Raw genomic sequence first — 13,331 nt, 5'->3', positions numbered from 1 at the left:
GGAAAGCGGCCAAGGCTAGTGCACATCGGACCGCTGTGTCGGCTTGCGTGGAATCCTTTGGCTGCGTACCAATAGTCCCTTCGCAGGAAAGCGATGTCCACGTGAGGCGCCAATAGATGCTGTCCAACTGGGTCGAGACCCGCACCACCGTGCAGACGACGGTCGTCAGCCTGACTGTCGGTCTCGCCGCGCTGGCGGGCCTCGCGCTGTGGACGAGCCTCAGCATGCAGCAAGCCGCCACGCACCTGCACGAGCTCAACGAGATCAGCGACCGCTGGGGTCTCGTCGTCCAGAACGTCGACGTCGCCGACCACGCCCTCACCGACTACGTCAGGTCCGGGACGAAGGTGATGCGCCAGCCCGTCGCGAACGCCACCGGCGTGGCCGACGAGACCCTGCGCTGGCTGCGCGACCACGGCGGTCCCGCCGACGTCCGCGCCGCCACCATCGTCAGCGACCTCTACGGCGACTACAGCGGTCTGCTGCGCGAGACGGTCGCGGCCGGCGACCGGGGCGAGACCACCGCGTCGTTGCAGAACGCCTACCAGGCCGAGCTCACGCTGGTGTCGTTGCGCAAGCAGCTCTCCACGGTCGTGCAGCTCAAACGCCTGGAGACCACGGACCACCTGCGTGCCGCGGAACAGCGCAACGGCAACCTGCGCCTCGCCGCGCTCATCGCGTTCGCCGTCGACCTCGGACTCGTGGGGCTGTGCGGCGTGGTCCTGCTCGGCCACCGCCGCAAGATCCTCCGCCAGGCGGCCAAGAGCGAGCACGAGGCGATGCACGACGCGTTGACCGGCCTCGCCAACCGCACGCTGCTCACCCAGCACACCGAGCAGGCCATCCGCCGCAGCAACCAGACCGGCGACCCGCTCGGCCTGTTCCTGATCGACCTCAACCGCTTCAAGCCGATCAACGACACCCTCGGGCACGCGTTCGGAGACAAGCTGCTGCAGCTCGTCGCCAACCGCCTGACGGGGGCCGTGCGCGGCATCGACACGGTCGCCAGGCTGGGCGGCGACGAGTTCGCGGTCCTGCTGCCGTCGGTGAGCACGTCCGCGAACGCCCTGATCGTCGCCGAACGCGTGCACCGCGCACTGGCCGAATCGGTCGACCTGGACGGGCTCTCCGTCGACGTGGGCTGCAGCATCGGCGTCGCGCTGTACCCGACCGACTCCGCCGACGCGCACGAACTGCTCAAGCACGCGGACATCGCCATGTACGCGGCCAAGCGCGCCCGGCTCGGCACGTCGGTCTACGAACCGGGCCTCGACCGGCACGGCGCCGCCCAGCTCACCGTGATCAGCGACCTGCGCCGCGCCATCGACCAGGCCGAGCTCGTCCTGCACTACCAGCCGAAGGCCGACCTGCGCACCGGCACGGTCTGCGGCGCCGAGGTCCTGTGCCGCTGGCAGCACCCGCGCCTCGGCCTGCTCGGCCCGGACAGGTTCATCCCGGCCGCCGAGGAGACCGGCCTGATCGAGCCGCTCACGCAGTACGTGCTCGACCACGCGCTGGCCCAGTGCCACGCCTGGCACCTCAGCGGCTGGGAGGTGCCGGTCTCGGTCAACGTCGGCGCGCAGTGCCTGCACGACAGGACGTTCCCCGAGCAGGTCGCCGCGCTGCTGGAGCACCACGGCCGGCCGGCGCGGGTGCTGACCCTGGAGATCACCGAAAGCGCGATCATCGCCGACCCGCACCGCGCGAGCGACGTGCTGACGCGGTTGCGGGACCTGGGCGTGCGGCTGTCGATCGACGACTTCGGCACCGGCTACTCGTCCATCGCCTACCTGCGCACGATGCCGGTGCACGAGATGAAGATCGACCGCTCGTTCACCACGAACATGCGCACGGACTCGTCCAGCGGCGCGATCACCCGCTCGTTGCTGGGGCTCGCGCACAACCTGGAGCTGGAGGTCGTGGCCGAGGGCGTCGAGGACGAGGAGACGTGGGCCGTCCTCGCCGCCCTGGGCTGCGACATCGTGCAGGGGTACTGCCTGAGCAAACCGCTGCCGGCGGACGAGTTCGCCGCGTGGCTGCGGGGGCCGGACGCGCAACGCGCCGACCGCGCCCGCGTCGTGGTGCCGACCTCCTAGCGCTGGGTGGCGAGCCGGTACGCCGCCGCCCCGATCAGCTCCAGCGACACCTGCAGCCGTTCCAGGCTGATGTTGTCGCGGATCGTGTCCTCCGGCGTGTGGTAGATCGGCTCCAGCTGTGCCGGTCCGCCCTCACCGCGCCAGCTGAAGTTCGCCGACGCCATGCCCTTCTCGTGAAACGGCACGTGGTCGCTCGACCCGCGCGCCACCGGTCCGTGCACCCTCGGGTCGTAGCCGAGCCGTTGCGCCGCCGCGCGCACACCGGCCGTCGTCGCGTTGTCGGCGCCGTCCACGGACAACAGCCAGTACGCCGTCGCCGGGTCGTGGCTCGTGGCGACCATGTCGTTCTGGAACACGCCCTTGATCCGCGCGATCTCCTCGGGCGGGAGCTGCGAGACGTAGTGCCGCGACCCGAGCAGGCCCTGTTCCTCGGAGCCCCACAGCGCGAACCGCAACGCCTTGTGCGTCGGCAGGTGGCGCAGAACCCGCGCCAGCTCCAGGCACAGCACCGTGCCGCTGCCGTCGTCGTTGGCGCCCGGCGAACCCGGCACGGTGTCGTAGTGCGCGGTGACCATCACGACCCCGTTGTCGCGCCACGGGAACGTCCCCGGCCGGTCCGCGATCACGTTGTAGGAGGTCAGGTTCGGGTGGTGGACGGTGTTGATCGTCAGCTCGCCCGTGCCCTGGGCCCGCAGCTTCTCGGTGTGCACTTGGGCCAGACCGATCACCGGCACGGCGACGTCGCGGTCGAGGGTGGGGGAGAACGCGCTCGACTTGCTCGCCGTGGCGGAGATCCGGCCGAGGACGACCGCCACCGCACCGCGTTCGACCGCCGCGTGCGTGGGCGCGGAACCGGCGGGGGCGTTGACGTAGAACGCGATCTTGCCGGTCAGGTCCGGCAGCTGGCCGTCGACTACCTCGACGAACGGGGCCTTGACGGCGACGCCGAGCTTGCCGAAGCGGGACGCGCCCGCCTGCCACTTGCCGTTGACCTCGGCGAGGTACTTGTCCGGCACGGTGAACGGCTGCGTCGTCACCTGGTACCGCAACGCCTTGAGCTCACGGACGAGGTAGTCGCGCGCCCGATGCTCGGACGCGGTGCCGCCGATGCGCGGCCCGATCTTGTCGCTCAGCACCTTCAGGTGCTCCAGCGCCCGGCGGGCCCGAACCCTTGCCAAGACGGGGAAGTCGCCGAGGTCGAGGTTCGGCAGGTGCGAGGCGCCCGGCCTCTGCTCGTTGGCCGCGAGCGCGCTCGCCGGATTGGCCACGACAGCGGCCACCCCGGCCGCCGCTGCGAAGAAGTCACGTCTGCGCAAGTCGTCCCCCATCTCCCGAAGTTCTCCAGGGCGAACGTAGGCAGGGCGATGGGGGTGCGACAACCGACTAGTGGCTGTATCGAGGTCCCGTTCGATGAGAGCCGCGCCTGAGGTGGTTCCTGGCGGTGCGGCCGGACGGCCCGCGTACCGGTGTTGTACGTGGGCCGTCCGGCCGTGCCGCCAGGGGCCGCGTCGGGCCCGGCTGTCGCGAACATGGACCTTGATACAGCCACTAGTGGCTGGCTTTCACGATGTAGTCGTCGGAGTGTTCGATCACGAGGTCCTGCACCTGCTTGCGCGCGTTCGCCCGTGCCTTCTGCACGCACGCCATCAGCTGCGCCGCGAGCACCTCCGGTTCGAGTTCGCGGACCTCGGGGCTCAGCGTGATGCCGGTCGTGAGCCCGTTCGAGTCGACGGTGACGCTGATGCCGCCGCGCGTGGCCTCACCGCTGACCGCCGCGAGCAGCGTGACCAGGTCGAGGTAGCGGCGCTGCTCGCGTTCGGCGGCGGCGTCGCGGCGCTCCTCCCACCACGCGATCCGGCGGCGCAGCAACGCCTGTGTGGCCGCGGGGTCGGACACCGGGACCGTCCACGAGCCGGACGCGGTGTGCAGGGCGATCGCGTGCGCGTGGGCCGTGACCCGGAGCAGGCGCGCGAACGAGACCCCGGCGTCGACGCGGGAACCGTGCCGCGTGGTCCAGTCGACGCGGTCGGTGCCGATCACCAGGCGGGTGCCGCGGTCGGCCAGCACCAGCGGGAACGCCGTCGAGCCGAGTTCGAGGACGGGCGAGGAGAGCAGTGAGCGGTGGGCCAGCCGGGCGAGCGCGGTCGCGGAGCCCGCGCCGAGCACCCCGGCCGCGCACAACGCCTTCACCGCGATCGCCGCGCCGGGGCTGAGCCGCAGCGCGATGCCCGAGCCGGGCAGCACGCCGAGCACGAGCTGGGCGCCGGTCATCAGGGTGGTGGCGGGCAGCCACGAGTGCGGGTCGCTCAACCCGTTGCGGCGCAACCACGTCAGCAACGCCCACGCGCACGCCGCCGCGGCGACGGCGGGAATCGCCGACCACCACGGCATGACCTGCTGACCGGCCGAGGTCATCCCGGCGAGCACGACGCAGACGATGCCGATCGCGACGGGCAGCACACCGGCGGAGAGGAGCAGCAACGTCCTGGTGCGGCGCCAGCGCGATGCCAGCGCGTGCACGACCTGGGGATCGTTGATCAGGGGGATGGCGTGGGGGATGAGCGTCATCTGGGCACCCCTCGTCAGCTTTCCGCCGCCACCTGGTGTGACGTGCGGGCCGACCAGACTTCCCGGCTCACCTGCCCGTAAATATGCCGTAAATGTCCAGATCACGCAAGGGTTGTCCACTGTGGACAGAACGGGTCCGGGGTCTGTGTGGACATCGATTCGTTGTGACCAAAAGATTTCGCGCGCATCGCGGGAAGTTGGTTGAATGCGGAGGTGATCTCGTACAGCACCGATCTCAGTGGCCTGACCGAGGCCGATCTCACCGGGTTCTTCGTCGGCTGGCCCGTGCCGCCGTCGCCCGCCCAGCACCTCGCCGTGCTGCGCGGGAGCTACCGCGCCGTGATCGCCCGGTCCGGCGGCGAGGTCGCCGGCTTCGTGAACATGATCAGCGACGGCGTGCTGACGGCGTTCATCCCGTGGCTGGAGGTGCGGCCGTCGTTCCAGGGCCAGGGCATCGGCACCGAGCTGATGCGGCGGATCGTGGCCGAGGCCGCGCACCTGTACTCGGTGGACCTGACGTGTGACGACGCGCTGCGGCCGTACTACGAGCGCCTCGGCATGTCCGCGCTGACCGGGATGGGGCTGCGCAACCGCGCCGCGCTCTAGATGCCCTCGAGGTCCAGCGTCTGCTGGTGCGGGCCGCCGGTGAACGAGCTCGTGAGCAGTCCGGCGGAACGGCAGCGCCCGCACGTCACCGGTGAGGTCGTCGCCTTGAAGCGGGTGAAGTCCCAGCTGCCCGTGCCGACGTGGCAGCCGGGGCCGGGCACCTCCAGGCCGAGCCAGCCCTGCAACCGCACGGCGTGCACGACGTCGGACCCGTCGAGGTAACCGTTGAGCCGCCCCGCGAACCGGTTGCGCGCCTCTGCCGCGGGCCCGCTGAGTGCCTCCTGCAAGAGCGAAATGCCGTTCATGGAAACGATTCAACCTCACTTGGCCGCGTCGAGCCGCGCACCACGCCGCTCCAGCACGGTGAGGCTCCGCGCACACCACCGCGCGTTGTCCCGCTCGAACGACAAGCCGCGCAACAACGTCAGGTACGGCCCGACCCGCTCGGCCGTGGCGAGGAACTCCTCTTCCGGCAGGCCGTCGAGCAGCTTGGCCCGCAGGCGTTCGTAGCGCTCGACCTTCGCCTCGGCCCACTGCTTGCGCTCCCGGATCGAGGCCTTCACCGCCTCGACGTCACCCGAGTCCGCCGCCAGCACCGCGACCAGCAGCTCGTCCCGGATCGCGGTGGGCTTGTGCCGCGCGGCCGTGAACCTCGTCAGCTCCTCGCGCCCCTCGGGGGTCAGGGCGAAGAGCCGCTTGGTCGGCCTGCGTTCCTGCTCGACCGTCCTGGCGGAGATCAGCCCGTCCGCCTCCATCCTGTCGAGCTCGCGGTAGAGCTGCTGCGGCGTGCAGATCCAGAAGTTCGCCACGGACGCGTCGAACACCTTGGCCAGGTCGTACCCGGAGGACTCCCCGTCGAGCAGGGCGGCCATCACGGCGTTGCGCAGCGACATAGCAGCAGGTTACGGTGCGTCCACCTAGTCAACAAGTTGAGTATGTGAGGACGTGCCGTGAACGCATTCCGCAAGGCAGTCGAGGCACGCGACACCGAGGCCATGGCGGCGTGCCTGGCCGACAACGTCGTGTTCACCAGCCCCGTCGCGTTCGCGCCGTACCCCGGCAAGCCCCTCACCGCGGCGATCCTGCGCGGTGTCATGCGGGTGTTCGAGAACTTCCGCTACGAGCGCGAGATCATCGACGGTCAGAACCACGCTCTGGTGTTCCGGACCGAGGTGAACGGCAAGGAGGTCCAGGGCTGCGACTTCCTGCACCTCGACGAGAACGGGCTGATCGACGAGTTCACCGTCATGGTGCGCCCGCTGTCCGGCGCCCAGGCCCTGTCCGAGGCGATGGCCGCCCAGTTCGAACAGATCAAGGCCGAGGCGATGGAGTCGTTCAACTCCTGATCTCGTACACGCTCACGTGCCGCTTGCTGTCTGCGGTGAACGGCTCGCCGTTCCACCCGCCGTGCCGCTCGCGCAGCCGCAGCCCCGCGATCCGCGCCATGAGGTCGAACTCGCTGGGGTAGGCCTGCCGGGTCTTGATGGGGCCGAACCGGATGCCGTCCTCGCCGATGTGCACGTGGTTCTCGTCGAGGATCTGGGTGGCCGGGTCGTACCGGTTGACGTCGAGCCGGACGTGGTCCACCTCCACGGCCTCGACGTCGACGTAGTTGTGGCGTGGCCGCGCCACCCAGCTCGGCAGGCCGCACTCGACGACGAACACGCCGTCCGGGGTGAGGTGGCGCGCCGCGTTCTCGAAGCAGCGGACCTGGTCGTCCTGGGTGAGCAGGTTCGTGATCGTGTTGTAGACCAGGTACACCAGGTCGTACGTCCGGCCGGTGCCGGCCTGGGACATGTCTCCCATGGTCACGTCCACGTCCGCGCCACCGGGTTTCTCGCGCAGGCGCGCGACCATGTGCGGTGACAGCTCGATGCCGTCGACCGCGACGCCGCTCTCCACGAGCGGCAATGCGACACGGCCGGTGCCGATCGCGAACTCGAGCGCGTTCGTGCCGAACGCCGCGAGGAAGCGGACGGTCTCGGCCTCGTCGCCACGGGGTTCGTCGTCGTAGGTCTTCGCTGCCGCAGGACTGAAACTCGGGTCGAATCCCTTCACGACTCCGACGCTAGACCCCGTGGCCACCGAGTTTTCCGCGCAGCAGGGCCAGGTCGTGAACGTCCTGCTCACGCGGCTCGTAGCCCTGGTGGAAGAACAGCTGCTGCTCGACGGACAGACAACGCACCTTCGTGCCCAGGACCGTGCCCGTGACGAAGCACGAGGCGGGGTAGTGGAACGGCTCGCCGGGCGTCAGCGAGGACTGCTCGGCACTGCCGTCCTCGGCGTAGCGCAACGGGTGCAGGTCGATCTCACGTCCCGCGGGATCGCTGAGCACGAACCGGACCGGGCGCCACGAGAGCGTCTCGGTGAACCCGAGCGCTGTCAGCGCTTCGAGGACCCGCGGTTCCTGCTCTTCGCGGTGCATGAGGTCCAGGTCGCCGTGCGGGCGGGTCTGCGTGCCCACCAGCGCGTCGACGCCCCAGCCCCCGCCGATGCGGACGTCGAACTCTTCGAGCGCGGCCAAGATCTCGAGCACGTCCTCACCGGTCACGTCCTACAGCCTGCAACGCAAGCGAAAATGCCGCCACCGCGTTTCACCCGGTGCTGCTAGCTTGAGGGCGTGCCGGACTTCAAGCTGCCGCTTTACGGCGCTGACACCGAACGCGGCGACCTCGCTCCCTGAGTCGTCGCGCTCCTCCGCCACACCTCTCACCTTCGCGTCACACCGGGGAGCTTCGCCATGCGTTCGTTCATCCACACCCTGCCCAAGGTCGAGCTGCACGTCCACCTCGTCGGCTCGGCAGGCCTCGACACCGTCCTGGAACTCGCCCGCCGCCACCCGGAGTCCGGCGTGCCGGCCGAGCGCGCGGAACTGGAGCGCTTCTACGCGTTCCGGGACTTCGACCACTTCCTCGAGGTGTTCTGGGCGGTCCAGTCGATGCTGAAGGGTCGCGACGACGTCCACACCCTCGTCGTCGGCCTCGCCCGCGAACTGGCGCGGCAGAACGTCCGGTACGCCGAGGTCACGGTGACGCCGTACAACCACCTGGCGGACGGCATGTCCGCTGACGACCTGCTCGCGGGCCTCGACTCCGGCCGTGCCGCCGCCGCGGCCCTGGGCGTCGAACTCGCCTGGTGTTTCGACATCCCCGGCGAGAAAGGACTGGCGGCCGGCAGGGAGACGCTGGCGTTCTGCCTGTCCGAACGCCCCGGCGGCCTCGTCTCCTTCGGACTGGGCGGCCCCGAGGCCGGCGTGGCCCGCGCCCAGTTCGCCCCTTTCTTCGACGCCGCGAGGGATGCGGGACTGCACAGCGTCCCGCACGCGGGCGAGACCACCGGACCGGAGACCATCTGGTCGGCGGTCCGGGACCTGCGCGCCGAGCGGATCGGCCACGGCACGAGCTGCCTGCGGGACCCGGCCCTCGTGGAACACCTGGTGCTCAAGGGCATCCCGCTGGAGGTGTGCCCCACGTCCAACGTCCGCACCCGGCAGGTGGCGTCCGTCGAGACGCATCCGGTGCGGCAGATGCTCGCCGCGGGGGTCGTGGTCACGGTGAACACCGACGACCCGCCGTTCTTCGGCGCCACCCTGGAGGGCGAGTACCTGGCGGTGTCCACCGCGTGCGGCCTCGGGCCTGCGGAGGTCGCGAGGCTGGCCGAGAACGCCGTGCTGGCCTCGTTCCTGCCCAACGACCGCAAGACGGCGTTGCTCGCGGAGATCGCGGAGGTCGTGACCGGCGGGTCCGCGGGTGCCGATTCCACGGCCCTCTGAGGAGAACCCCCGAGGTCGTGGTGGCGACCGCGTCTCGTTTGGCGGCGCACGACCCGGTGGTTCGGGCACGATGGCGGCGGAACGTCATTCCACACCGGGGGTCCGATGAAAAGATACATCGTTGTCCTATCAGCACTTCTGGTCGCGTTGGGGGTCGCTCCCGCGGCGAACGCGACCGGTTCCACCTCGCTCGTGGTGCTCGGCGACTCGTACGCCTCCGGCACCGGCGCGGGGTCCTATCAGGACGGAACCGCCGGCAACTGCTGGCGCAGCGGCAACTCCTACGGCGAGCAGGTGGCCGCTCGCCTGCGCGAGGCAGGCAGGCTGGGCTCGTTCACCAACGTGAGCTGCAGCGGCGCGGCCACCGCGGACCTCGCACAGCCGTTCAAAGACCGCCCGGCCCAGCTGGACGCCTTGGAGCGCGGCACGAACCTGGTGCTGCTCACCGTGGGCACCAACGACATCGATTACGCGACGTACGGCGGCATCTGCGTCCAGGCCGACTGCACGGGTGCTCCGACCGAGGCGATCCTGGCCAGGCTGCCGCAGATGGGCACCAACGTCACGGGTCTGCTCACCGAGATCCGCAAGCGCAGCCCGCACGCGCGGGTCGTCGTCGTGGGCTACGGCCGTCAGGTGTCCACTTCGGACAACCCGGCGGGTGTCCCGCTCGACCCGATCTGCGGTGAAGGCATTCTCACCACCGCCGAACGCAGTGAGGGCAACAAGGTGGCCGACGGCATCGACGCCACCCTGCGCTCCGCCGTGGCCAAGGCGCGCCACAGCGGCGTCAACGCCACGTTCGCCAGCCCGTTCTCCCGCCCCGGCACGTTCGACGGCCACGCGCTGTGCGAGTCGGGCACCCCGTTCCTGCGCGGGTTCGACGCGCTGGCACCGGGCCAAGAGGGGCCGGAGGCCGTGTTCCACCCGAACGTCGAGGGTCAGACGGCTCTGGCCTCGCTCGTCCGGGCCTAGGTTCACCGACGGTTGCTTCCGCCCCGCCCATCGGCGCAGCGGAAGCAACCGTCTTGGCGATGGACACCCGCGAGACGGACGAGGATCGTGCTGCACGTGGAGCAGGTCGTCGAGCTGAATGACTTGGACGCGGCCAACGAGATGTTGAGCGCGGTCTATGGCCAAATGCGCCTCAACGGCGGCATCAAGCATCCCCACGTGTGGATGGCGTCGCAGGTGAACGGACAGGTGCGGTTCGACGAACTGCACGGGCGCATCGGTCTCGAAGTCACCGTCGATCCCATGCACAACTACGTGTTCGGGCACACGAGCACCGGAATGGTCTACTACGGTTCTGGTGGGGAAGACCGCTTCTGGATGCCCGGTGAGGCGTTCCTGAGCGCCCCGCCGGACAGCCCGTTCGTCGGCGCGATCCGCGACCCGCGGCTCTCGACGGTCACGCTGACCCAGCCGGTGATCGACGAGGTGGCCGACGGCGCCCGCTTCACCGGATTCCGGCCGCTCTCGCCGCAGGCCGCGAGGACGTGGTGGTCCACGTGCGTGCACCTGCGCGACGAGGTGCTGCCCCAGTTCGGCGACAGCCCTCTGGTGATGGCGAACGCGACGCGCCTGCTGGTGTCCACCACCCTCGCGGCCTTTCCGAACACCACGCTCGACATGTCGACGTCGGCCGACCGGCGCGACGCGCACCCTCGAAGCCTGCGCCGTGCGGTCGCGTTCATCGAGGACAACGCCGCGACGGACGTCTCCGCCGCCGACATCGCACGCGCCGCACGCGTGTCCATCCGCGCGTTGCAACTCGCCTTCCGCCGTCACCTCAACACGACACCCATGGCTTACCTCCGTGCCGTGCGACTGTCCTGCGCCCACGACGACCTGAAGGCGGGCAAGGGTTCTGTCACCGAGACAGCGGCCAGGTGGGGCTACGCCCGCCCCAGCGTCTTCGCCGCCCAGTACCGCGCCACCTACGGCGTCACCCCGTCGCAGACCCTGCGCTCGCACTGAGTTCGTTTTCCCGTTCGTGCCTTCGCTTCCGCTGCTATCGTCCGGGCCTCGGCGTGCGGTGAAGTGGTTCATGACCGCCTGTGAGACCAGCCCGTTCGCCGTGCGGACGCAACGCTCCGGCACCCGCTTCGTCGCCACGTGCCGTGGCGAGATGGACATGACGACCTGCGACCTGCTCTTCGCCGCCGTGCTGCCCGGCATCAACGACACCACCAGCGAACGCGTGTCGATCGACCTGGCCGAGGTGACGTTCCTGTCCGCCGGCGGCCTGCGCACCCTGCTGGTCCTGCTCTGCGCCGCCCACCACAACGGCAAGTCGCTGTCCCTGCACGACGTCCAGCCCCAGGTCCGCAGAGTGCTGGACCTGTTCGGCTTCACCACGTTCAAGGCAAGTCTTGTGTGGGAGGCAACCATGTCGCGGAGGAGCCACCACAACTAGCTTGACCAGCTATGTTGCTTCCGCTGGTGCTTGTACTGGCGCTGACCCCGCCGACCTCCGCGACGACGGTCCCCGGCGCCGAACACCAGGAGTCGGCGAGGCTGGCCGACCTGACGACGACGGGCCTGGTCACCACCGGCCACACCGACCCGGCCGACTGGGCGGGCCTGACGAGCGCCGCCCTGCCCGTCCCCGGCCCGGTACCGGGAATCCAGATCGACGGCTACTTCCCGGACACCTCCCGCACCAACACCAACAACAGCGGGCACGACTCCCAGTTCGTCGTGAGGCTCCCCGACCGCTGGAACGGCGGCCTCGTGGTGACCGGCTCACCGGGCGTGCGCGAGCAATACGCCAACGACCGAGCCATCTCCGACTGGGTCCTCTCCCGCGGCTACGCCTTCGCCGCCACCGACAAGGGCAACACCGGTGCGCAGTTCTACCGCGACGGCCGCGCGATGGAGGAGTGGAACCACCGCTTCACACAACTGACCATCGCAGCCAAGTCCGTTGTCTCCCAACGCTACGGTCGCACCCCACGCCGAACCATCGCCACCGGCATCTCCAACGGCGGCTACCTCGTCCGCTGGCAACTGGAGAACCGCCCGCACCTCTACGACGGCGGCGTCGACTGGGAAGGCACCCTCTGGACCGCCTCCGGCCCGAACCCGCTCACCTTCCTCCCGCCCGTCCTGCGCGCCTACCCCCGCTACCTGGCGGGCGAACCCGGCGCGCACGCGGAGATGGTCGCGGCCGGTTTTCCTGCCGGGACGGAATTCCTGTGGGACTACCACTACCGCTACTACTGGGATCTGACGCAGCGCATCTACCGCGAGGAGTTCGATCCTTCGTTCGACGGTGAGCTCGATGCCGGTGTGCCGTTCTGCGCTTCTGGCACGCCTTCTTGCGATGCGGACTACTCGTATGCGGCTCGACGGCGGGTGGCGGGGCCTGCGGTGTCCCGGGTTTCATTGACCGGGAAGGTGAAGCGGCCCCTGCTGACTGTGCACGGGACTTATGACGTGTTGCTGCCGATCGGTCAGGACTCGGATGTGTACGCGGGGATGACGCCTGATCGGTTGCACCGGTACTACCGGGTGGAGCAGGGCACGCACGTGGACGGGCTGGTGGATGCGCATCCGGATCGGTTGCGGCCCCTTGCGCCTTGTCATCGGGCGGCGTTCGTGGCTTTGGAGCGGTGGTTGGACGGGGTTCAGCCGCCTCGGTCGGCGACTCTGCCTCGGCCGGCCGATGTGAGCACTTGCCCGTTGGCGTGATCGCTGCGAGGCCCCGCTGCGAGGCCCCGCCCACCCTGGGGGCTTACCACCACTCCACCCAGCAACGACTTTAGCCGCGCGACCACCGTGTCAAGCCCCTACGACGCAGATCTGTGGACAACTCGACCGCATCGCACGAGGACCCCCGAGTTGTCCACAGATCGCCGAGCGACGCCTTGACAACGCTGGTTCGGCGATAAGTTGTGAGGAGGTCGGGGTCGGTGGCCTGCCCCCTGGGTGGGCGGGGCCTCTCGCGTCGCCACGATCTTGAACCTCGTCAGCTCTGCCGATCGCGCTGTCTGGTTGGCCACCGAGGACCGTTCCACCCTCCTGGCCGACTGCTACCGCAAGTCCCTGCGGGTGGCGGCCGAGCTCGGCGCCCAGACCATCGCGTTTCCGGCGATTTCCACCGGGATCTACCGGTGGCTTGTGGAAGACGCCGCTCGGATCGCCCACGAGGCTGTCGAGGACGCCTCAGCCGGAGTGATCAGGTTCGTGCTGTTCGACCAGCGAGCCTACGACGCCTTCGTGCGCCCGTAGTCCGCGATCTCCATCGTCCACCGCGCTGGCCCAAGGGAACTCCTACCCCTTGA

15 protein-coding genes are annotated in these 13,331 nt (G+C 69.6%); 9 read left to right on the top strand and 6 right to left on the bottom strand.

Annotated elements, in window-relative coordinates; all coding sequences use genetic code 11:
- Nucleotides 1-116 precede the first annotated feature (116 nt).
- On the top strand, nucleotides 117-2,096 hold the full coding sequence (locus IE307_RS03700; protein ID WP_191295984.1) for a putative bifunctional diguanylate cyclase/phosphodiesterase: 1,980 nt from the start codon (nucleotides 117-119) through the stop codon (nucleotides 2,094-2,096).
- Here IE307_RS03700 and IE307_RS03695 read toward each other — a convergent pair.
- Nucleotides 2,093-3,424 carry a M28 family peptidase gene (locus IE307_RS03695; protein WP_191295983.1) on the bottom strand — a complete coding sequence of 444 codons (1,332 nt, stop codon included), beginning with the start codon at nucleotides 3,422-3,424 and terminating at the stop codon, nucleotides 2,093-2,095. The two genes, IE307_RS03700 and IE307_RS03695, sit on opposite strands and share 4 nt — an antisense overlap.
- Nucleotides 3,425-3,644: 220 nt before the next feature.
- Complete coding sequence (locus tag IE307_RS03690; protein WP_191295982.1) at nucleotides 3,645-4,664, bottom strand: YbaB/EbfC family nucleoid-associated protein; 1,020 nt, start codon at nucleotides 4,662-4,664, stop codon at nucleotides 3,645-3,647.
- Between the two features lie 213 nt (nucleotides 4,665-4,877).
- Between IE307_RS03690 and IE307_RS03685 the strand changes: the two genes are divergently transcribed.
- Nucleotides 4,878-5,270, top strand: coding sequence for a GNAT family N-acetyltransferase (locus IE307_RS03685; protein ID WP_191295981.1), 393 nt, complete (start codon nucleotides 4,878-4,880; stop codon nucleotides 5,268-5,270).
- Here the strand turns inward: IE307_RS03685 and IE307_RS03680 are convergent.
- Nucleotides 5,267-5,575, bottom strand: coding sequence for a hypothetical protein (locus IE307_RS03680; protein WP_191295980.1), 309 nt, complete (start codon nucleotides 5,573-5,575; stop codon nucleotides 5,267-5,269). The two genes, IE307_RS03685 and IE307_RS03680, sit on opposite strands and share 4 nt — an antisense overlap.
- A gap of 15 nt (nucleotides 5,576-5,590) precedes the next feature.
- Nucleotides 5,591-6,163, bottom strand: coding sequence for a PadR family transcriptional regulator (locus IE307_RS03675; protein ID WP_191295979.1), 573 nt, complete (start codon nucleotides 6,161-6,163; stop codon nucleotides 5,591-5,593).
- Nucleotides 6,164-6,220: 57 nt separating this feature from the next.
- On the opposite strand from IE307_RS03675, the gene IE307_RS03670 reads away from it, so the two are divergent.
- Nucleotides 6,221-6,616 (top strand): nuclear transport factor 2 family protein, encoded by a 396-nt coding sequence (locus IE307_RS03670; protein WP_191295978.1) that lies wholly within the window; start codon nucleotides 6,221-6,223, stop codon nucleotides 6,614-6,616.
- Here IE307_RS03670 and IE307_RS03665 read toward each other — a convergent pair.
- Both IE307_RS03665 and IE307_RS03660 read right to left on the bottom strand, forming a co-directional pair.
- Nucleotides 6,606-7,328, bottom strand: coding sequence for a class I SAM-dependent DNA methyltransferase (locus tag IE307_RS03665; protein ID WP_191295977.1), 723 nt, complete (start codon nucleotides 7,326-7,328; stop codon nucleotides 6,606-6,608). The two genes, IE307_RS03670 and IE307_RS03665, sit on opposite strands and share 11 nt — an antisense overlap.
- Nucleotides 7,329-7,338: 10 nt before the next feature.
- Entirely contained in the window at nucleotides 7,339-7,821 is a 483-nt protein-coding gene (locus IE307_RS03660; protein ID WP_191295976.1) for a nucleotidyltransferase domain-containing protein, read from the bottom strand.
- Between the two features lie 189 nt (nucleotides 7,822-8,010).
- Here IE307_RS03660 and add point away from each other — a divergent pair, with 189 nt between their 5' ends.
- The 6 genes from add to IE307_RS03630 all read left to right on the top strand — a co-directional run bounded on the left by add (nucleotide 8,011) and on the right by IE307_RS03630 (nucleotide 13,278).
- Nucleotides 8,011-9,042: an adenosine deaminase gene (gene add, locus IE307_RS03655; RefSeq protein ID WP_191295975.1), complete on the top strand. Its 1,032-nt coding sequence runs from the start codon at nucleotides 8,011-8,013 to the stop codon at nucleotides 9,040-9,042.
- A gap of 105 nt (nucleotides 9,043-9,147) precedes the next feature.
- Entirely contained in the window at nucleotides 9,148-10,017 is an 870-nt protein-coding gene (locus IE307_RS03650) for an SGNH/GDSL hydrolase family protein (RefSeq protein WP_191295974.1), read from the top strand.
- 87 nt (nucleotides 10,018-10,104) lie between these two features.
- On the top strand, nucleotides 10,105-11,022 hold the full coding sequence (locus IE307_RS03645) for a helix-turn-helix transcriptional regulator (RefSeq protein ID WP_191295973.1): 918 nt from the start codon (nucleotides 10,105-10,107) through the stop codon (nucleotides 11,020-11,022).
- Between the two features lie 70 nt (nucleotides 11,023-11,092).
- Nucleotides 11,093-11,461, top strand: coding sequence for an STAS domain-containing protein (locus IE307_RS03640; protein WP_191295972.1), 369 nt, complete (start codon nucleotides 11,093-11,095; stop codon nucleotides 11,459-11,461).
- Between the two features lie 11 nt (nucleotides 11,462-11,472).
- Nucleotides 11,473-12,738 carry a tannase/feruloyl esterase family alpha/beta hydrolase gene (locus tag IE307_RS03635; protein ID WP_191295971.1) on the top strand — a complete coding sequence of 422 codons (1,266 nt, stop codon included), beginning with the start codon at nucleotides 11,473-11,475 and terminating at the stop codon, nucleotides 12,736-12,738.
- A 303-nt stretch (nucleotides 12,739-13,041) separates the two neighbouring features.
- The gene (locus tag IE307_RS03630; protein WP_373305932.1) at nucleotides 13,042-13,278 is read left to right on the top strand and encodes a macro domain-containing protein; all 237 of its coding nucleotides are present in this window, start codon (nucleotides 13,042-13,044) and stop codon (nucleotides 13,276-13,278) included.
- Nucleotides 13,279-13,331 lie beyond the last annotated feature (53 nt).

It is taken from the genome of Lentzea cavernae, from assembly GCF_014653695.1.
In the GTDB taxonomy this organism is placed as follows: Bacteria; Actinomycetota; Actinomycetes; order Mycobacteriales; family Pseudonocardiaceae; genus Lentzea; species Lentzea cavernae.
Note: the sequence above shows the minus strand (reverse complement) of the source record. Positions and strands in the feature narration are given on the sequence as shown.

Coding starts and splice junctions, on each gene's coding strand:
- IE307_RS03695 (WP_191295983.1), bottom strand. CDS start 3,424: ATGGGGGACGACTTGCGCAGACGTGACTTCTTCGCAGCGGCGGCCGGG.
- IE307_RS03635 (WP_191295971.1), top strand. CDS start 11,473: ATGTTGCTTCCGCTGGTGCTTGTACTGGCGCTGACCCCGCCGACCTCC.
- add (WP_191295975.1), top strand. CDS start 8,011: ATGCGTTCGTTCATCCACACCCTGCCCAAGGTCGAGCTGCACGTCCAC.
- IE307_RS03690 (WP_191295982.1), bottom strand. CDS start 4,664: ATGACGCTCATCCCCCACGCCATCCCCCTGATCAACGATCCCCAGGTC.
- IE307_RS03700 (WP_191295984.1), top strand. CDS start 117: ATGCTGTCCAACTGGGTCGAGACCCGCACCACCGTGCAGACGACGGTC.
- IE307_RS03650 (WP_191295974.1), top strand. CDS start 9,148: ATGAAAAGATACATCGTTGTCCTATCAGCACTTCTGGTCGCGTTGGGG.
- IE307_RS03675 (WP_191295979.1), bottom strand. CDS start 6,163: ATGTCGCTGCGCAACGCCGTGATGGCCGCCCTGCTCGACGGGGAGTCC.
- IE307_RS03680 (WP_191295980.1), bottom strand. CDS start 5,575: ATGAACGGCATTTCGCTCTTGCAGGAGGCACTCAGCGGGCCCGCGGCA.
- IE307_RS03640 (WP_191295972.1), top strand. CDS start 11,093: ATGACCGCCTGTGAGACCAGCCCGTTCGCCGTGCGGACGCAACGCTCC.